Raw genomic sequence first — 19,462 nt, 5'->3', positions numbered from 1 at the left:
ATAAAATCAGGACGCAATAGAAGAAATTTCGAAAAATTTCTTAATAGATGGCTAAGCCAAATAGAAAGGAAAAATTAGGTTTTACCAAACGGTAAACTTGTTGAATACTATTGTACAACACTATCTTTTATAGAGTTGTTTTTCCTTCAAAAAGCACAATATACGGAAAATTAAGCAATTACGCAAATTTAGTATGGGCTAAGGGGGCTAGAAAGAACAACGTTCCTTATTAAATTTGTTTTTTTGACTTAGGTCAATGCCTGTCTGTAGGTGCCTATATACCTTTGCACACAAATAAAAATTAAAATGTAAGTTATATGAGTCATGTTTTACAAAAGGAACGCAACTTGGGTTTTTATCAGGCTATTGTTCCAATCATTATTTCTGTGATGCTACGGAAAGGTACCGATTGTTGTTGGCCGAAAATCCTACGGTAGTACGTAGGCTTTCCAATAAAATGGTAGCTTCTTATTTGAATATGTCTCAAGAAACATTAAGCCGACTGAAATCGAAGTTATAGGTGTTAATTGAAACTATATTCCCTTGAATCTATCTAAGATCCAAGGGAAAGAATTATCTCACTTTTCTATCAATTCAAAAACACCTTCATTCTTCAAGATAAGAAGTCCGTGTTTGTCACTACTTACACCTTCTTCGATGGTGTAGGTATAGGTTGGACGGTTATCTTTCATCACTGTTGGTAAGAATTTAAACTGCATGTTGGGATGTTGTACGCGGAGTATGTCAGCAGCTTCTATAATATGTGTTGATATAATAAAATTGCTGGAATTATGACTTGCAAAGGCGCTAGATACTGCTGTTGTAGCCTCTAATGCGTCTTTGACATTGGTCCCCTTAAACAGCTCATCGAAAATAACCAGTAGTTTTTTTTGAGCGGCAACTTCCTCGGCTATCATTTTAACCCTCTTGACTTCTGCGTAGAAGTGACTGTATCCTTTTGAAAGATTGTCTGGGACATTAATGGAGGTAAAAAGGCCTTCTTTGAGCGTAAGAGTTAGTGAATGGGCTGCTATTGGAAGCCCTACATGGCTCAGGTAGAGCGAAGAGGCAACGGCTTTCATGAAGGTCGACTTACCAGCCATATTTGCACCTGTTAGAAAAAGCACCGTACTATCATCGGAAAGAGTAAGATTATTACTTACCGCATCTTTCAAAGCAGGATGTCGTAACTTCTCAACTTTATAAAGAGATTTGTAGTCTACAGTGAAATCGGCAAAGCATAGTTTTCGTTCCTTCATCACTTCTCTGATTCCAAAGACGACATCGAGTTCATCAATCAATTCGATCACAGGTTTCAATCCATCGTTAGACATTTTGCTAAGGGTATAATGAATAGAGCTTATATCTTTAATAGAATCTGCCATGTCTAGGGAGAATAGTGCTGTGATCTCAGCACTGTCCAGTTGTTTAGAAATGTATTCGATACGTTGGTAAGCTTGTCGGTAAGTATCTTTATTCTCTTGCTTATTCAGTTCTGTGATAAAAGTATGCAAGTCTTTGAGTATCGACAGTGTAGCCTTAAGACTGGAGGAAAATATTTCCCATTCGCTATCTATACCTATCAGCTGCTTTAACTTCTTTAATGATAAGTTCCCTAGACTGCTTACGTAGTTTGTAGCTATGGGTTGTCGTAAGTATGTGTCTGCTTTTTTTAAATTTTCCAGATTGATTGGAAAATCATGAGGATATGCCGCTAGTTCTTTGATTAGCGCTTGCCTATCCCGAATTGGTGCAATTTCTGTAAAAGGTTCTTTCAACCAACGCTCCAGTAGTTTTTCACCTCGTGTCGTTTGGGTTCTATTGTATAACTGAAAGAGGGACCCTTTTTTAAACTTGCCAAATACATTCAGGTCTTCAAGCGTTTGATTGTCCGTATGAAATTTTTTCATTTAAATGTTATCTAAGCTAATATTTCTAATATCTTTTCATTCTCTATGATGACCATACCATGCCTATCTTCGCTGACTCCTTTTTCTAAGGTATAAGTATATACGGGTTTGTCATTTTCCAATATCGTGGGGAGGTAGGCAAAATGGATATTGTTTAGATGAGAAAGTTCTTCAGCAACTTCAGTAATATGTGTCGATATAAGAAAAAAGCTATCAGTTTTATGAGCAAATGATTTTAATAGCTCTAAAGTACCGTCATAGGCATCTTTAACATTCGTGCCTCTGAACAATTCATCAAAAAACACATATAATTTCTTCTTGTTGCCCAGTTCTACAGCTACTCTTTTTACACGGAGTACTTCTGCATAAAAATGACTATACCCAGAGCTGATATTGTCAGAAAGGTTGATGGTTGTGAACAATCCATCCTTGACTTTAAATCTCATGTGATTGGCTGGTATTGGAAAACCTAAATGCGCCAGATATAAACTGATACCTAAGCTTTTCATAAAAGTTGATTTACCGGCCATATTTGCTCCAGTTAAGAATAAGATATGTTCTTTATGACCTAATGATAGTTTGTTTGGCACAGCATTAGGTACCAATGGGTGATAAAGCCCATCGATGTCCAGTTCGGTATCGTCACTGTCGTCTAAGATGAGTGGCAGAGTAAGATTTTTATTCAGAGCAACCTGTGCCACGGCTATAAGAGCATCTAGTTCGTACGTTGCTTTCATAAATCCTAAAATGACCTCCTTGTCATCGAAACGACAGCGCTGATCTACCTTATGAATATTCTTATCCGTTATTTGAACACTTTTCTCTGTATCTAAAAAATCTTTCCAAAGAGTGGTTTCTGTTATTTTTAATGCGCTTTGTTCAAATTTGCTCCATGAATCAGTTTTCTTAGCTACAGGTATATTAGCTGCAAATATGACGAATGCTTGTATGACTCTTTGTAATGCGGCGATACCATTTTTTGTATGTAAAATCTGCGCATCTACTTTTAGTAGATAGCGCAATTTTGCTTTTAAGCTTTTTTTCGAATTTTGAATCTGACTTCGGCTGTCCGTTTCGGACAAGTATTGTTCAATATCACTGAAATCAAGAGACGTAAATGGAAATTCTAATGTCGGTATGCTCATCAATAAGCGTAAAATGTCCACACGCCCCTGTATCTCTTCTTTATGGTTCATTGGATATTGAAGCATTGTGATAAGTTGCTCTTCTCCACCTCTTGTCACTGTTTGATTAAAAAAGCTACATATTGAGGCATTTTTTCCTTTTGAAAAAATGATAAGATCGTCTAGAGTCTGTTGATCGATAAATAGTGCCATCTTATCTACCCCTCCTTCTTAATAAAAGAATAGAACCGCTGAGCAAGAGAAGCAATGCTGTTCCCCAGATGAGGAAAATCTTTGCTATTTGCCAGACTTCCTTACTTATGGAAAATGTTTTGTCTTTATAGGGGATGGAACGCATGTCTATAGGTAGCTCGCTGTCTGTAAACCAATGGAAAGCCCCCGTTAAAAGATTAAAACTTGCTGATTTTATTCCCTCTCTGCTCGAATTAAGTTCAAAATTGCTCAACCAGTCAGCATCAGAAGTCACCAGTATCTTTTGCTCCTTGTCTCCGGATATATTACGTCGTAATGCTAAAGCGGTGGCATAGGCTCCTTTGGACTCGGATAGGGGATCGAACGTGACTGAATCATCAATGAAATTAGTAGTCTGCAGCTCGACCCAGCTATTCAGTGAGTCTGTTTTAAATAGGGGGATAATATTAAAGTCTGTTTTGGACTTCATAATTATAGGACTGGCACCCGACAATGGCAGTTGTAATTCTCGTTTTTCTATTGCTGAGAAATAGTAGTTTATGTCTCCGGCTCCAGGGGAGAGTTTCATGAGTAATAAGTCTGGAGAAAAAAGACTGTCTGGTTGAACTAATAAACCTTCTTGGATCTCTAAGCCCAGCGAAGCTAAGATAGGATTAGTATATTGCTGCACTCCTGGGTCTGTTGCAATAATCATATTTCCTCCTTTGTTGATATAATCATTGATGTGCAATAAATGCTGTGGAGATAATTCTTGTCTTGGCTCTGCGATAATAAGTATTTTTACGTCCTCTGATATAGGTTGGTCTAAAGATATCGACTTGAAATTAAAGCCTTGATTGATCAGCGAGTAGCGAAAAGTTTTGGCCTCTGTAAAGCGGTTGTAACCTCTGTCGTTGATCGCAGAGACATCTCTTTCGTTATGGCCATTCACAAATGCGACAGTGGGGAGTTGTTCTATAGATAGTCTTTTCAATGCCGCAGATATCTCCGCTTCGGAAGGGAACCGTTGCATATCGTCGAAAAATCGAAGAAATGTTTTCTTGCCACTTTCAGTTTCTAAGAGTCTGACCGTTCGGTATTTCTCACCTTTTAGATCAATATCCTTAGCAATATCATTTACACTGAGAATTGGAAACTTGAAATCATTGAGTTTTACGATGCTGTCTTTGGCCTTCTCAGGGCCTAAATGCTGGAATCGCTCGTATAGCTCTGATTTTTCCGGCTCCGCGAAATAGTATACATATTTCATTTTTATATCAGGTTTGAACCTGACATAACTAGCAAACTTATCCATGTCGTACTTTTGCTGGTTAGGTAAGAACCAGACATAGTCGTCGTTAAGCATATTTACATAGGTCGTAATCTGTACTTTCTCTTGTAAGGAACTCACAACTTTTTGACTCCCCTTTAGCAACGTGTTGGATTTTGTTGCAGTCAGGTCTGCATATTTTTTGAAAGAAGGGAGAGCAGATAAGACACCAAAAGTTAAAACAAACGCTACGACCAGTACATATTGACCTGTTTTTTTTGCCAATGAAACATGCTTTCGTTGTGCATTCATCCTGATGTACAAAAAGGATAAAAATGCGGTGATAAGTAACAAGAAATAAAGAACATCTTCTGTCGTGATCATTCCTGAAACAAACGTACTGGCTCTGCCTGATATCGACAGCCAATACGTGATATCTCTGACCCAATCCAATTCTTGCCCTACGCCCTGGATATAGCTTAAAAAGGCAAATATGGCCATCGTACCTATCGCAGCGACTACGGTGTAGGATGTTAGCGAAGACATGAATAAACCTATCGCACAATAAGTGGCCATCAATAGAAAAATACCCAATAACGCAGCGATAATAGATCCCCAATCCATGTTGTCAATGGTAATTCCACCAAATAGGACAAGTAAGATCGGTATTATCAACAGCACCAGGGAAAATAGGAGTAGAGCCATATACTTGCCTAGGATGATATCTATAGTTTTGATCGGTGAAGAAAAAAGAAGTTTGATCGATCCACTATTGATCTCTCTACTGAAGATACCCATGGTTAATAATGGAATATATAAATAGAGATACTGTTGCATAACAGAAAAAAGTGCACTTCTAGTTGTGAAAATAATGTGTGTGGCTTTGTAAACACTCCCATTGTTAAAGAAGTTTCTTAGATGGTCACTGTAGGACTCTGTGAAAGTTAAAGTACATTGTAAACTAAATATGAGGAGGATCAACCAGGCAACAGGAGAGTAGAATAAAAGCTTTATCTCTGCTTTTACTATATTAATCGCATTTTTCATGTAATTTTCTTTGTTTATATCTATGGAGTACGGTTATTTTCTATGTTGGGATAATGTGGCAAATACGTTTTCAAGCGATTTTTTTTCTCTTACGATTTCAATTAATCTCCAGCCTTTCTCCATACTTTTCTCGACGAGACGTTCCAGTGTCTCTTCGTTAAGGTCATATTCTAGGTGATACTCTGCTTTTTCCATATGGCATGCGCTGAGTATTCCAGGGATATCTTCTAACTCGGACGTACTGGGGAGCCCTTTTAGGATTACTTTGAGTACGCTAGGGGAGAGGTGGGTATCAAAATCGTGCAACGAACCTGTAAAAACCATAGTTCCTTCGTGGATCATCCATATCTGATCACATAGAGCCTGCACTTCTTGAAGTATGTGGGTCGATAAGATGACTGTTCTCTCTTCCGCTATACTTTTAATCAATTTTCTTACTTCAAGTATTTGATTAGGATCAAGTCCATTAGTCGGTTCGTCGAATATCACGATCTCTGGGTTGTGAATAATGGCTTGAGCAATTCCAACACGCTGTTGGTATCCTCCGGATAGGTTACTCAATACCCGTCTTTTGAAATGTGTTAAAGCACATTTTTCCAAAACGATATCCACTGCTTCAGGAATCGCTATACGATCCATCAAGCGTAGTCGGGCTGCATGGATAAGAAACTCCTCTACGGTCATTTCTAAGAGAAGAGGAGGTTTCTGTGGTAAAAAGCCGATCTTCTTTTTGGCTTCTATAGGCTGTTCTTTGATATTGATTCCTTTTATAAATACCTCGCCATGGCTTTGGTTCAAAACACCGCTCATGATATTCATAATAGTGGATTTTCCAGCTCCATTGGCTCCCAATAGACCGTAGATGCCTTTACGGGTGATTTCAAAGTCAATATCTTTAACAGCCCACTGTATTTGATATTTATGGGAAAGATTGTTTACGCTGAGGATTGGGTGTTCGATTGTCATTTTATCTATTGCTAATTGTATTGGTCTACATAGTGAGCGGTATCATTGCCGTATTTAAATGCAATTGAAACTACCCTCCCTAAATTTTCTATTTTTGACATTATTCCTTCGCTACCAGGTATTGGAAGTGCCAGTATAGGGTCTTTTGGAGAACAGATATAGAACGTACCATCGGTACAAGCTACCGCAAACTCGCTCTCGTCACCTCCACTTTTTATATCAACAATTGGGCTTCCAAAGTCGTAGTATAATTTAAATGTAGTGGTATTGAAGTCATAGAAATATACTTTTGAGCCGTTGGAAATAAACATATACGAGCTTTTACGCATACGGTAGTATATTGAAGTTTCAGTTATTATACCCGGATTAGAAAGCTTGTACTGTTTTATCTCACTAATATTTAGGGAACCAGTCCCTCCAAAGATATTGTATTCCTGTATAATGTACTCATTGCTGCTCTTGTGTCTTAATAAGTTCATAAAGGACTCGCCTCTTGCGTACTCTGCACCATATAGATACTCTACCTCAGCCATTTCATCCAGTTTAATAAAATCGGAAGGAAGAGTTGTCCGATAAGCGTTGGTCATAAAGCGTCCATTGTCGAAGTTGACTGAATTGGACATATTAATGTGTACCAGTCGATTCTGTTTGTAATCAAATAGAGGCAGCATTCTTGTCTCGTAGGATTTAGCTTCAACAAATTGATGGGTTTTGATGATGTCGTCAGTTCGAAGCGGCGAAGAAAAGAATGTCCCTGTGTGAATGGCATTCGAGTTGGATTGGTATCTTTTCCAATAAATACTGCCATCGGAAAGCACGACATGGGCCGTTGTTTTATAAAAGTGGTAGTCTTTTATGTCTTGGTTGTCAGGGATCTGTCCGCCTTTAAATTCATCGGCCAAATAGCTGATTTTTGAAAAATCACTGCCACTCAAAAATACACTCTGTTTATTCCCTTGTATAATTAGCAGTTCATCGCCCTCATCCGTGGGGAATATCTTGGTTACTATCTTAGATGGGGTATTACCGAGAGGAGCATCTGGATGTAGCTGTTGGTAAATATCTACAAAAGGGACCCAGCGGAGTTTATCTTTCTTGTCTTCATCTTTGTATTTTTCTCTTCTGATGTAGCTGAGGGAAGAATTATTGTTTTTTTCGGAAAGAATGACCCAGCCAGCATTGTAAGCCGAGTTTATGGTTAGATATATCTCTTTTCTGTAAACAATGTTGTCGTTATTATCTTTCACAAATAGATAATACCAGTGTCCGCCCACTTGGGTAGGTGTATAGTCTATATTACGTTTGTTCGATACAACTTTATTCTCAAATACCCACTCAAAGTTGAAGTTTAAGGTGTCCTTGCTCGGCGATTTCCATTTCAATTGTGGTTTTAGATCCAAAGCTTCACCCAAGCTAATGGTGGTCTTTCCAGTTATGCTGGAGATGGTGACTTCATTGTAGTCGATGTACTCATAGCTGCCTTTGTCCTTGAAGCAGGCTGTCAACAAGCTGCATATGAGCAGCAGTTGTATATATAAGATATGATATGTTCTCATTGTTTTATGATGTTAGTCTTAACCACCAATAAGGTTTACTGTCATTTCTGTGCCGTCGTTTTCGTAAACTGTATTTCCTTCATTTTTCATTTCTCTCAAATGATTTTTGAGAATCAGCGTCAGTTCTGTCAGTTCAGTTAGATTGTTAGGGTCTATGTCGACTCTGTTTGTCAACTTAATAAATAGGGCATACTTCTTGTCCGAATAGGTTCCCAAAAAGCTTGATTGTACTGTACCTCGCCACCAAATCGGTTGACTGATCTTATTGGTGAAATATAAGACACCCATTGAATAATTCCGTTCACCAACTTTGAATGCGTCTGTTTCTTTTATTTGATACACGATTTTTACGGGACTATCCTTGAGGTCCGGTGTGTTATTGACTTTAATCCAGATGGTGTCACGCACTTTATTGGCACCCAGTATCAATTGCTTTGGTACTTCATAATGCTTAGCTTGAGCAGTGGTGACTTCTGGTATAACTTGTATTTCTAAATTTCTATCTTGTGTAGATGGAATACCTATCAGGTCGACACTAATAGGAAACATACGGTGAGATGTATCAGGAACATCTAAAAAAGTACAGGTCAAAGAGTCATTCAATGGACGGCTAAATTGAACATAATTGTCGCCCTCGAATAGGGGAAGAGTGTCCTCTTTACAGCCTTCGAATAGGTTATGCACTGCTACTATAGCTATATAGATATAGAGTTTTCTTTTCATCTTTAAAAAGATTTTAGAATTCATAAATAGTTAATAACTGGATTCGCTATACGGAATTGGGATAGTCCATTCCTCTGGTTTCATGATACGATTGGACAACCCGTTATAAATATCGCGCTGTAACCTTTTGAACAGATAGAAAGTATGGCCCTCCGTCAGTGTTTCCTTGATAATATCTTGATAGAGTTCTTCTTTCATCTCTTCTACAGTCATATTCTCATTCAGTATACGTTTGGCACCACGATTAGTCCGTATTGTTTTGAAGAGTGCAAAAGCCTCGGCTTTTTTACCTTCTTCGAGAAGACATTCGATCATGATATGGAAAGCTTCTGAAAGTCGGATCATGGGGATAATGGGTCCCTGTGCAATAACAGTTGTTGCATCATTACTTCTGGGCCTAGCCCATGTTAGGTATCTCTTGTCGCTATACCGGTTATAATAGCCTACATAGCGGTAATCATCCCGGTCGTTCTGGAATAGAATATCCATGTTTTTCATTTGATAGGCGGAGGGAGGTATCGTAACCGCTTCCCAATTGTCGAAATTTCTGACATTATGTCCAGCTAATATCAGTTCATCAATTTTTTTGATGTGGACTAAATCAACAAGGTTGATCGATCCTTGGTAAATAGCGGGAGTCCATGAGATACGATTCTTTTTTTTATTGAATTGGTAAAAAGTGTCAGCATATCGAAGAGCTTCTTTGTGATCACCTTTGTAAAGATGCATACGCGCCAGTAGCACAGTAGCCGCGTGATAATTCATCCGTTGTGCGCGCATGGTAAAAAACAAACCCTCAGGCACCTTGGTATTATTAATTTGCTTTATCCTGCCCTGTAAAAGACGCCATAAGGAGTAGTCATACTTGATGGTATCGATAGAAGCTAATAACTCTCTAGCCTTCTCCATATCGGTCGTGATTTTTTTGAAGAAGAGCTCCATACCAATATGCTCGGGTTGTTTGGTAGGGTAAGCTGTTACGTAGGGTAAGGCGCTACCATTGTGGTTTGCCTTAAAAGATGGAGCGAATAGTCTCAACATTTCAAAATGTAACATGCCCCGTAATCCGGTCATCTCGCCGATAATAAGACGTTTTTCCATCTCCCCGTGCTCAAAGAAAGTGGAATCCTTTGATTCGGCTTGTTGTATTATATTGTTACAGTTTGCAATAACATTATAGGTTTTTTTCCATACTTGTTCGGTTAGTTCCTGTGCAGAGATATTCTCCCAATTGAAATCTGCTACTTGACGTTCCGCAGTCCCTAGGTCACTGTTGATTTCATAATTGTACCCCATGGCACTCAGCATTCCCCAAGTGAGATTTTTGCCGTATAAGCTAGGCTCCGAAATTCCCCGATATACGCCATTTACAGCGATACGCATATTTGCTCCATCTTTAAAGATGGTTTCTTCCAGTACCTCTTGTTGTGAAGAGACTTCTAAGAATTTTTCGCAGGATGTATTTATCACTATGATAAAGAGACCCACTAATTTTAATAATTCCTTTTTCATTATATATTCAAGGTTATAATGTGGTACTTAAGGTGAAAGAGAAGGTACGGGCAAAGGGATAATTTAATCCTCTTTCTTCACGTATCGTAGAGAATCTGGCAATATCATTCATATTGATTCCCAATCTCAGGCTCTGTAATTTTAACCGGGCGATTACCGAAGGAGCAAGGTCGTACATCAATGATGCAGAGTTTAGTGCCAGATAGTTATTGGTCTGGACGAATCGGGAAGTTGGACGCGTGACGAAAAGTCGGTCCTGGATAGACTTCAATGAAGTGATATCACCCGGTTTCTGCCAACGGTCTGTCAGTGCTCGTACATCGGCATTGTAGAAGAATAGGTTGACGTTTTCGATGTTTTTGATGATGGATTCATTGTAAGACTCTCCGCCAAATGCATAAAGAAAGCTGGTGTAAAGTGAAAATTGTTTGAACCGTACATTAATACCAAAGGCGCCTTGTGCTGTGGGTTCGGTATTTCCAATGACGACCTGTTCATAAGGAGCCCATTCCTTGGTGATGTCTCCATTTCGCTTCTGGTATATCTCTTGTCCATCAGCGGGATTGATGCCTAATGATTTCATGCCGTATATCGCTGTCAGAGAGCTTCCTTCTTCAAATTTACGTATAGGCTTGATAAATGCGGAGTTTTCGTCCGCTCTGTCCTCCAGCCATTGATAGGCACCTGCCTCGCGGTTTTTATACTTTTCGTAATGGGCATCTACACGATCGTTGTATTGCTTAAGGTTTTCTGCTATTTCTACAATCTTATTTTTGTTATGCGCGATATTGGCAAAGACAATAACATCCCAATTCTTTTGGCTATAGACCTTAAAGTTACCGATTGCTTCTACCCCTCTATTTAATACTTTCCCGACATTATCGCGATAGGTGGAAAAGCCAGAAGACGAAGGAAGGGAGACATCGGAGATCAAATCGTAGGTTTCCTTATTGTAATAATTAAGTTCTAAAGTGTACCTGTTTTTGTAGGTGACATCTATACCTATATTAGAAGAAAGTTGTTTTTCCCAGGTCAGATTTTTGTTCCCCATGTAGATTAGTTCGGCTCCTATTCCTGTAGTATACCATTGATCGTTCATTAGGTTGTAGGTATTCCGAGCCATGTAAGGTGCGAAGTTTGATTTTCCAGTTTGACCAATATTGGCTTTCACCCGTACTATGTTAAACTCAGGAATCTTGAGGTAGTTATGTATGTTCATTCCTGTTCCCAAAGACCAAAAGGGTGCCCACCTGCGGTCCGTACCAAATTCGGATGAACCGTCCATACGGACAGAGCCATCAAATAGGTAGATGTTATTTATGGTGTAGTTGACGTTGGCAAAACCACCCAGAAGGCGAGTTTTGTTATCGGAGAAAAGTGGTTTTTGCTTGATCTTGTTCGCATTACTAGGGGAGTTCAGATCACCATTCGGAAATCCAGAATACTCTGCTGTCGAATAGTCGTAGGAAGCAGCTTTGGCATTCATCCCCACAGCAAGATTGAAACTGTGCACACCGTAGTTTCGGTTGTATGTCGCAAATAAATTGGTATTCCAGCCGAATTGATCTTCATTCTGAACTTTTAATTCGCCCATATCTTCTGTTGGGATTCTATAATCCGAATAGCGTGGAGAGGCTGGATCAATGAATCTATTCTGTTGAACCTGCTTATAGTTTATTGCAAATTGTCCCCTTACTGTCCAATAATTGTCGATGTACCAATTGGCGGATAGGTTATTGGAAAATTCTTTGTATTTATTGTTACTAAAACTGCCTAGCGTAGCTTCATAAATAGGATTTAGAACATTTTCAGATCTTCCATAAGGTGGTTGAGTTTGTACAAGATCCCCATTCTCTTGATGGATAGCGTAGTAAGGTTGCAGCCTGGTATAGGTTTCGAATGTACCATAAGGCGAATCATCAGACTTCACAATATCTACCAAGGACTGGTTACGGACTTGTAATCCTTTATGTCTGTATTCCAGACTTATCCCCGTTCCTATCCGGTTTCTTTTAGATTCCTTCATAACGCCATTTTGATTATCGTACCGTAAATCGACTCCCATGCGCAATGCTTCTGAGCCTCCTTCGACGTAGACATTATGACGGTTGTTGAACATCGTTGATAAAGGCTGCGATAACCAATAGGTGTCAATTCCTTTACTGATCATATTCTGTTTTTGCGTCCGTAACCATTGTAGATTCATCAGACCTGCATCATAGTATTTGTCGCGAGGCGCGTCGGGGTGGTGTTCGAATAGACCAGCAGCAGTCTCTGCGTCAAGCTTTTGGCGGGCATTCATGAGGTTATAACTTGATAGATCCGGAGCCGTTATATCGAGATTGGCCGTATAGTTTATCCGAAACTGGCCCGGTTTAGGGGTTATTGTTTCGATGACAATCACTCCATTTGAAGCTCTAGATCCGTACATGGCTGTCGCTGCAGCATCTTTGAGTATAGTAATGTGGTTAATGCGCTGCAAACTGAGATCGTATATTCTCTCTAGGGTAGCTTCGAAACCATCCAAAATGAATACGGGTAGATTGGGGTTGTTTTTTAATGCAAACTGACTTACAGCACCTCCCTCTGCCATATCCAACTCCATGACTCCTGGAAAACCAGACTGTCCGCGGATATAAAACTCAGGTAGAGCGTTAGGGTTGGAACCGATATCTTTGTTGTCCATCATACGTAAAGAGGGATCAAATACCTGTAAAGCACTCATTAGGTTAGAAGAGCTGATTTGTAACAGTTGCTCTTTAGTAATCTGTATAGCCGTGCCCGTAAAACTCTGCTTATTTATCGTGTTATATCCTGTGACCACTACATCCTCGACATTGGCTACGGCATCATGCAGTGTGATTTTTACCAGGGGCTGCCCTGCAGTAACTGTTATTTCTTTAGCCATTTTACCTAGGGATGAAATAACCAGGACTTCTTCTTTATTTTGGATATCTAAGGTAAATTGTCCTTTATCGTCAGTTACCGTTTTTAATTTTGTGTTTTTTACAGTGACAGATCCACCGGCGATCGGAGTACCGGATATATCGAGTACTTGTCCAGCAACCTTATAAGTCTGCTGTTTGTTGTTTTCTTTTGCTTGCGGTGCTGGTGATATGACTATGCTATCTTCTATTTTCTTAAAATTCAGACCACTATTGTCGAGCATGAGATTGAGGAGGGTGCTGTAATGCACATCCTTTAGATCGACGTCCATCCTTTTAATATTGGCGACTTGATAATCACTGTATAGAAAAGGGATATTCGTCTGTCTTTCAATTTCACGGATGACTTGGCGCAATGACGCATTTTTTATAGAAATGCTGACCTGTTGCGAGTTGGCTGTTCCAGCATATATTTGTGCCGAAACTGCAAAGCAGAGCAAAAAGGATATCTTCATGGTTAGAAAAGATTTTTCAAAGCATACGCCATACAGCATATGCCATTTAGGTTTTTTTTTCATATTTTCGTTTTGGTTAGAGTGTCAATTTACTTTGGCAAAGCCATTATCGGCGGTCGGTAGTCGCATACTGACCGCTATTTTGTAATATATATTTCCTGTCCCTCCTTTCTGTATTTTATTTCCTGAGTATGTGTCAGGAGTTGCATGATTTTTTCTAAATTATCTTTCTTATAAAAAGTTCCTGTAAAGGTTGTTTTCTGTGCTTCTTCGGAACCGAAATGTACCTTGATGCCGTACCAACGCGACAATGTGGACATAATATTGGAAAGGGGTTCATCATCAAAGATAAACTTGCCCTTTGTCCATCCTGTTATTTTTTCAGTGTTAGTGGGCATGATACTGATACGGCCTGTCAGGATATCTACCTGAGCCTGATTTTCCGGATACAATATGCGCTCTTTTTCTTCGATACGAACACTGACTTTTCCGCTTACCAATGAAGTTTTTATAGCCTTTTTATTATAGGAGTTAATATTGAATTTCGTACCAAGTACTTTTACTTTCATCTGATCTACATGAACTACGAAAGGTTTATTGGGGTTATGGGCTACCTCAAAATACGCTTCTCCATCCAAGTATACCTCCCGATTTTGAGCCGCAAAACCATTTGGATATTTAAGCGTTGATGAGGAGTTGAGCCATACCCGTGTTCCATCTGCTAAAGTTATCTGATATTCACCTTTTAAAGGGACTTGCAGTGTATTGATTGCATTGGTTTGATATTGTTGATCCCTGTAGACTAATCCATTGGTGTCCTGTTCTATCCCCATGGAGGCCAGTTTTAAGGCTTCTTTATCATTAAGAATTTCGTCCAGTACAACCTTCTGTCCATTTGAAAGCGTTAGAACAGCTTGTTTATAGCCTGGTGAGGTCTCTTCCGGAAATTGCTCCTTTACAGCTAAAGTCGGGGATGGGGTTTTATACCAAAGTAGTGCAGAGAAAAATAGGAACAGCGCAGCAGTTGCTGCCGCAGCTTTAAAAAAGGTGAGTTTTGTTTTTGCGCGTTGTGTTCTTCTTCTGAATATCTCAAAGGCTAATTCAGAATCTATTTGTGAATTTTCTTTTTGTTTGTCCTTATAAAAATTTTGATCAAAAGATTCGGTTAAAGAAGACTCCGTAATTCCCGCCTCTTTGGAGATGTTTTTTAACTCGTCCGTCTCTTTATCATCAAGTTGATGTAATAGTTTTTTTGCAACCAGTTTGCTTAGTTTGAAAATACGGTTTATCATTCGTCTTTTTTACTCTTTATATAAGCTAAGACGAACTCGAATATGGAAAGTGTCAAAAAAATTAATTTTTCTGAAGAAGCAATAAAAGTAATAGGTGTAATTTATGATATAGTATTTTTTTTCCTCGTTTTTTATGAGATTTTACGGAGTCTAGCGAAAGTTCGAGTAATTGCGCTATTTCTAGGTTCGAATGTCCTTCTAGGGATAATTCAAAGATGGTATTAGTGGGAGAGGGAAGACGCTTAATAGCTTCGCGCAACGTTAAGAAAACTTCTTCTTCAAGTACTTTTAGTAAAAAAAAATCTGATCCTTCCGATATACTGTTTAAATAAGTCCCTTTTACTTTGGCTTTTCTAAGCGTATCTATACACTTATTGGCTATACTTTTATACATATAAGAACGTAGTGACCGAATATCATCCATGGCTTTTCTATGATGCCAGATGTCAAATATTACATCCTGGACGATATCCTTTGCTTCTTCCTCATCTTGAATGTACTGCATAGCAAATCTGCAAAAAAGCGGATAATACAGATCATATAGCCTCTTAAAAGCAGTTTCTTTTCCTTGTGAAAGATCCTTAAGCCAACTTATATCTTCGTCAATCATCAGGCATTACATTATATTGGTCAGTACTTGTATCAGTGATTATTTAGCGATGAAGTGCTCTCTATGCGTATAACGTCTAGCATTGCATGATGAAAAGTAGGGATTTTATCTTCTAAAAAAAAGTATTCTATATTTTTCTTTTGTAGTTACACATTATTTATTCAATTCATCTTGAAGAGATACTTGCTAAGTATCTAGCCTTTAGGGATAGTAAGGTATGTATAGTAAATGTAACACAAGTCACCGATAGTTCTATTTATTTATGGCACTTTTGTACTACCAAAAAATAATATTGAATGGAGGTCTTAGGTTTTTTATCGGCAATTTTGATTGGACTATCCTTGGGGCTGATTGGCGGAGGGGGGAGTATTCTGACGGTGCCCGTATTGGTCTATTTTTTTCATATTGATCCTGTTCTTGCGACAGCCTACTCTTTGTGTGTAGTTGGTACCACGAGTTTTGTAGGTTCGGTTACTTATTTTAAGCAACATCTGGTCAATCTTCGTACAGCTTTGATTTTTGGTATACCGTCTATCATTGCGGTCATGGTGACGCGGGTATGGTTGCTGCCTCTTATTCCTTCGGTAATTTATACATCTGATATGTTTATCATTACCAAAGACATGTTGATTATGATTCTTTTTGCTATTTTAATGGTATTAGCGTCTTATCATATGATAAAAAATCGCGAGGAAAAGCAGGTCGTAGAAAATGATAGGCATTCTTTTGGCGTTCTTTTGTTACAAGGTATTTGGATTGGGGGTATTACTGGTCTTATAGGTGCAGGAGGAGGTTTTTTGATAATTCCGGTACTTGTCAATAATCTAAAAACCCCAATGAAAGAAGCGGTCGGAACCTCGCTTTTAATAATTTCGGTTAATTCACTCCTTGGTTTTGTATCTTCACTGCACACTATTTCGGTCGACTGGGCATTTCTTGTGAAGATTATATTGTTGGCTGTTGTGGGGGTACTGATAGGAACCTATTTGGCAAAAGGTATTGATGGACATAAATTAAAACCAGCGTTTGGTTGGTTTGTATTAATTATGGGAGGCTATATCTTGGCAAAGGAGCTATTGAAATGGTAAAAACTACTGATCCTGGATTAGTATAGAATTATAGATATAATATAAACTTTAAAAATGTAGATTATGTTTTTTAAGCACGTATATGATGAGAGTCTTGCTCAAGCAAGCTATTTAATAGGGTGTCAGGCCAAAGGAGAAGCGATCGTTATAGATGCGCAGCGTGACGTCGATGTATATTTGGATATTGCCAAAAAAAATAATTTAAGGATTACACATGTTGCCGAGACGCATATACATGCTGACTTCTTAAGTGGTTCTAGGGAGTTGGCGGCGATTACAGGAGCGACACTCTTTCTTTCTGATGAGGGAGGCGATGATTGGCAATATCAGTTTGATCATCAGGGACTGCGAGATGGAGATAAGATCAAGGTAGGTAATCTCACACTGGAGGTATTGCATACACCGGGGCATACTCCTGAGAGTATAAGTTTTCTTCTGACGGACCATCCTGCTACTGACGCCCCGGTTATGGTATTTACAGGAGATTTTGTTTTTGTGGGAGATATCGGGAGGCCTGATCTTTTGGAAAAGGCAGCAGGTATTGTAGGAACACAGGAAAAAGGAGCCCAACAGATGTATCAGTCTGTTCAACGTTTTACGGAATTAGGAGACTATATACAAGTATGGCCAGGACATGGGGCTGGCTCTGCATGTGGCAAAGCACTTGGGGCTGTACCGAGTACCACGGTTGGGTATGAAAAGATCCGCAATTGGGCATTTCAATTTGCTAGCGATGAAAAAGCTTTCGTCGATTATCTGTTGGATGGTCAACCCGAACCGCCAACTTATTTTGCGATGATGAAGCACCTTAATAAGGTGGACAGACCTTTGCTTATGGAGGTTCCAAAGCATCCAAAGCTTACGAAAGAGCAATTTGTTGCAGCTTATGACAAGGGTTTGCCTGTTATCGATACGAGAAATAAAGTTGATTTTGCCAAGGGCTTTATTAGAGGTAGTATTAATATACAGAACAATAAGTCCTTCTCTACTTGGATGGGCTGGCAATTGAATTATCAGGAACAGTTTATATTGATTGCAGAAGAGGAACAGATCGAAGATCTTACGCGAAAATTAATGCGTATCGGCATGGACAATATGTATGGCTATATTACAGATGTTGGAGAAGTGGAAATGGCTTTGGATACTGCCGATATTATTGATCGGGATACTTTCAAAACGTATTTGAATAGGGAAGATGTGCAATTGATAGATGTACGAGGAGCAAGTGAATATGCTTCTGGACATATCGTAGGAGCTGAACATATTTTTGTCGGTACCTTGCAAAATCATTTAGATCAAATCAGTCGAGAGAAACAGATCGTTATCCATTGTCAGGCGGGGGATCGTTCGGCTATCGCTTATTCTATTCTTAGAAAGCATGGCTTTGAAAATGTGAAGAACTATTCGGGGGGAATGAAGGATTGGAAAGATGCAGGAGAACAGACTGTAGTATAGCTACACGATAAAGGAGAGCGATAGGCCGAATAATTTGTGGTGCAAATACGGAAGTAGTCAGAATTGGTAGTAAAAATTCTTGTCTATCCGTTATTTGCACTTTTTTTTATTGAATTCGTAAATAAGGTTGAGTTTGTAGTTGCAGTTTTAGATATTTGTTAAATAATCTCTTTTGGGCTATCGTTAATAGATAGCTATACGAAAACTAAAGTTATGCAAACATCGATAGAAATAATTAAGAACAGGTCGGATATTGGAGCTGGTACTAGAGGCGCGGATTTGGGTATCGATGCTATGGAGATAGCTGCCATTAATAAAGGGAGTGATTTTTTTCACAGATATCCCTTTGTAGATGTGCAGACCCGTAATGAATCTGTGTATGAAAATGATCAGCATCCATTTGCAAAATACATACCTTATATTTATCAACAATGTACAGAAGTTGCTTCTGTAGTCGCCAATACGCTTTCGCAGGGAAAATTTCCTTTAGTATTCTCGGGTGACCATTCTTCAGCAATGGGAACAATAAGCGGTATTAAATCTGTTTTTCCGGAAAAAACGCTGGGTGTGGTGTGGATTGACGCACATGCGGATATTCACTCACCGTATACGACTCCATCGGGCAATATGCACGGTATGCCGCTAGGTGCTATGCTTGGGGAAGATAATATGAAATGTAGGATCAATGAACTGGATGAAGAGACAGAGACCTATTGGAATAAATTGAAGGATCTGAAGGTCGCCGGAGCCAAATTGCATGCAGAGCATTTGGTTTATTTCGGAGTTAGGGATACCGAACATCCAGAGGATTCTTTGATAAAAGATTTGGGAATACGCAACTACATGGTTGCCGAAGTCAGAGAACGTGGATTGGAACATTGCGTTAAGGAGGCTCTGGAGCAACTGTCTGCTTGTGATATGATCTATGTGTCTTTTGACGTAGACAGTATGGATAGTGAATTAATTTCTGATGGTACAGGAACACCTGTGCCAAGAGGTTTTTTCCCTCAAGAAATATCAACGCTATTGAAGAATTTAACAGATTCTGGTAAAGTCCAATGTTTGGAAGTTGTGGAAGTCAATCCGTTATTGGATAGTCAGGGCAACAAAATGGCAGAAGTCGCTTTTGATATTCTAGAAAAGCACTTTGAGCAAACAACGGTATAGGCCTGAAACTGGTCAAGTCTTAGGTCTAATTAATACGGCAGAAATCTCAGATTTCTGCCGTATTTGGTTTTATGGGCATTGGAAGAAAAGATTGAATTAGGTGTCTGTAATTTTTAACTTTCAATACTTTTTTATACCTTAACCAACAGA

13 protein-coding genes are annotated in these 19,462 nt (G+C 39.0%); 3 read left to right on the top strand and 10 right to left on the bottom strand.

Features of this window, described 5'->3' with window-relative positions; translation table 11 throughout:
* Positions 1 to 578: 578 nt before the first annotated feature.
* The 10 genes from M472_RS35430 to M472_RS35385 all read right to left on the bottom strand — a co-directional run bounded on the left by M472_RS35430 (position 579) and on the right by M472_RS35385 (position 15,602).
* A complete protein-coding gene (locus M472_RS35430; protein ID WP_021070697.1) occupies positions 579 to 1,910 on the bottom strand; it encodes a MutS-related protein in 1,332 nt (443 codons plus the stop codon).
* 11 nt (positions 1,911 to 1,921) lie between these two features.
* Positions 1,922 to 3,247, bottom strand: a complete 1,326-nt coding sequence (locus tag M472_RS35425) for a MutS-related protein (RefSeq protein ID WP_021070696.1) — start codon at positions 3,245 to 3,247, stop codon at positions 1,922 to 1,924.
* Between the two features lies 1 nt (position 3,248).
* Positions 3,249 to 5,543, bottom strand: a complete 2,295-nt coding sequence (locus M472_RS35420) for a Gldg family protein (RefSeq protein ID WP_022829364.1) — start codon at positions 5,541 to 5,543, stop codon at positions 3,249 to 3,251.
* A 33-nt stretch (positions 5,544 to 5,576) separates the two neighbouring features.
* On the bottom strand, positions 5,577 to 6,509 hold the full coding sequence (locus tag M472_RS35415; RefSeq protein WP_021070694.1) for an ABC transporter ATP-binding protein: 933 nt from the start codon (positions 6,507 to 6,509) through the stop codon (positions 5,577 to 5,579).
* 11 nt (positions 6,510 to 6,520) lie between these two features.
* Positions 6,521 to 8,065 carry a PKD-like family lipoprotein gene (locus M472_RS35410; protein ID WP_021070693.1) on the bottom strand — a complete coding sequence of 515 codons (1,545 nt, stop codon included), beginning with the start codon at positions 8,063 to 8,065 and terminating at the stop codon, positions 6,521 to 6,523.
* An 18-nt stretch (positions 8,066 to 8,083) separates the two neighbouring features.
* Positions 8,084 to 8,788 carry a DUF4843 domain-containing protein gene (locus tag M472_RS35405; RefSeq protein WP_021070692.1) on the bottom strand — a complete coding sequence of 235 codons (705 nt, stop codon included), beginning with the start codon at positions 8,786 to 8,788 and terminating at the stop codon, positions 8,084 to 8,086.
* A 30-nt stretch (positions 8,789 to 8,818) separates the two neighbouring features.
* The gene (locus M472_RS35400) at positions 8,819 to 10,300 is read right to left on the bottom strand and encodes a RagB/SusD family nutrient uptake outer membrane protein (protein WP_021070691.1); all 1,482 of its coding nucleotides are present in this window, start codon (positions 10,298 to 10,300) and stop codon (positions 8,819 to 8,821) included.
* 13 nt (positions 10,301 to 10,313) lie between these two features.
* Positions 10,314 to 13,763, bottom strand: coding sequence for a SusC/RagA family TonB-linked outer membrane protein (locus tag M472_RS35395; RefSeq protein WP_021070690.1), 3,450 nt, complete (start codon positions 13,761 to 13,763; stop codon positions 10,314 to 10,316).
* A gap of 74 nt (positions 13,764 to 13,837) precedes the next feature.
* Positions 13,838 to 14,992, bottom strand: a complete 1,155-nt coding sequence (locus M472_RS35390) for a FecR family protein (RefSeq protein ID WP_021070689.1) — start codon at positions 14,990 to 14,992, stop codon at positions 13,838 to 13,840.
* 61 nt (positions 14,993 to 15,053) lie between these two features.
* Positions 15,054 to 15,602: an RNA polymerase sigma-70 factor gene (locus M472_RS35385; protein WP_021070688.1), complete on the bottom strand. Its 549-nt coding sequence runs from the start codon at positions 15,600 to 15,602 to the stop codon at positions 15,054 to 15,056.
* A gap of 296 nt (positions 15,603 to 15,898) precedes the next feature.
* Between M472_RS35385 and M472_RS35380 the strand changes: the two genes are divergently transcribed.
* From M472_RS35380 to rocF, 3 genes are all read left to right on the top strand, one after another.
* Positions 15,899 to 16,690 carry a sulfite exporter TauE/SafE family protein gene (locus M472_RS35380; RefSeq protein WP_021070687.1) on the top strand — a complete coding sequence of 264 codons (792 nt, stop codon included), beginning with the start codon at positions 15,899 to 15,901 and terminating at the stop codon, positions 16,688 to 16,690.
* Between the two features lie 63 nt (positions 16,691 to 16,753).
* Positions 16,754 to 18,145: an MBL fold metallo-hydrolase gene (locus M472_RS35375; protein WP_021070686.1), complete on the top strand. Its 1,392-nt coding sequence runs from the start codon at positions 16,754 to 16,756 to the stop codon at positions 18,143 to 18,145.
* 213 nt (positions 18,146 to 18,358) lie between these two features.
* Positions 18,359 to 19,312, top strand: coding sequence for an arginase (rocF, locus tag M472_RS35370; RefSeq protein WP_021070685.1), 954 nt, complete (start codon positions 18,359 to 18,361; stop codon positions 19,310 to 19,312).
* The last annotated feature ends 150 nt before the right edge of the window (positions 19,313 to 19,462 follow it).

Source organism: Sphingobacterium paucimobilis HER1398, from assembly GCF_000416985.1.
GTDB classification, from domain to species: domain Bacteria; phylum Bacteroidota; class Bacteroidia; order Sphingobacteriales; family Sphingobacteriaceae; genus Sphingobacterium; species Sphingobacterium paucimobilis.
This window is presented reverse-complemented; position numbering and strand designations above follow the sequence as displayed.

Bases quoted from the DNA above. Each gene is read 5' to 3' on its own strand.
- M472_RS35430 (WP_021070697.1), bottom strand. From the start codon at position 1,910: ATGAAAAAATTTCATACGGACAATCAAACGCTTGAAGACCTGAATGTA.
- M472_RS35425 (WP_021070696.1), bottom strand. From the start codon at position 3,247: ATGGCACTATTTATCGATCAACAGACTCTAGACGATCTTATCATTTTT.
- M472_RS35420 (WP_022829364.1), bottom strand. From the start codon at position 5,543: ATGAAAAATGCGATTAATATAGTAAAAGCAGAGATAAAGCTTTTATTC.
- M472_RS35415 (WP_021070694.1), bottom strand. From the start codon at position 6,509: ATGACAATCGAACACCCAATCCTCAGCGTAAACAATCTTTCCCATAAA.
- M472_RS35410 (WP_021070693.1), bottom strand. From the start codon at position 8,065: ATGAGAACATATCATATCTTATATATACAACTGCTGCTCATATGCAGC.
- M472_RS35405 (WP_021070692.1), bottom strand. From the start codon at position 8,788: ATGAAAAGAAAACTCTATATCTATATAGCTATAGTAGCAGTGCATAAC.
- M472_RS35400 (WP_021070691.1), bottom strand. From the start codon at position 10,300: ATGAAAAAGGAATTATTAAAATTAGTGGGTCTCTTTATCATAGTGATA.
- M472_RS35395 (WP_021070690.1), bottom strand. From the start codon at position 13,763: ATGAAAAAAAAACCTAAATGGCATATGCTGTATGGCGTATGCTTTGAA.
- M472_RS35390 (WP_021070689.1), bottom strand. From the start codon at position 14,992: ATGATAAACCGTATTTTCAAACTAAGCAAACTGGTTGCAAAAAAACTA.
- M472_RS35385 (WP_021070688.1), bottom strand. From the start codon at position 15,602: ATGATTGACGAAGATATAAGTTGGCTTAAGGATCTTTCACAAGGAAAA.
- M472_RS35380 (WP_021070687.1), top strand. From the start codon at position 15,899: ATGGAGGTCTTAGGTTTTTTATCGGCAATTTTGATTGGACTATCCTTG.
- M472_RS35375 (WP_021070686.1), top strand. From the start codon at position 16,754: ATGTTTTTTAAGCACGTATATGATGAGAGTCTTGCTCAAGCAAGCTAT.
- rocF (WP_021070685.1), top strand. From the start codon at position 18,359: ATGCAAACATCGATAGAAATAATTAAGAACAGGTCGGATATTGGAGCT.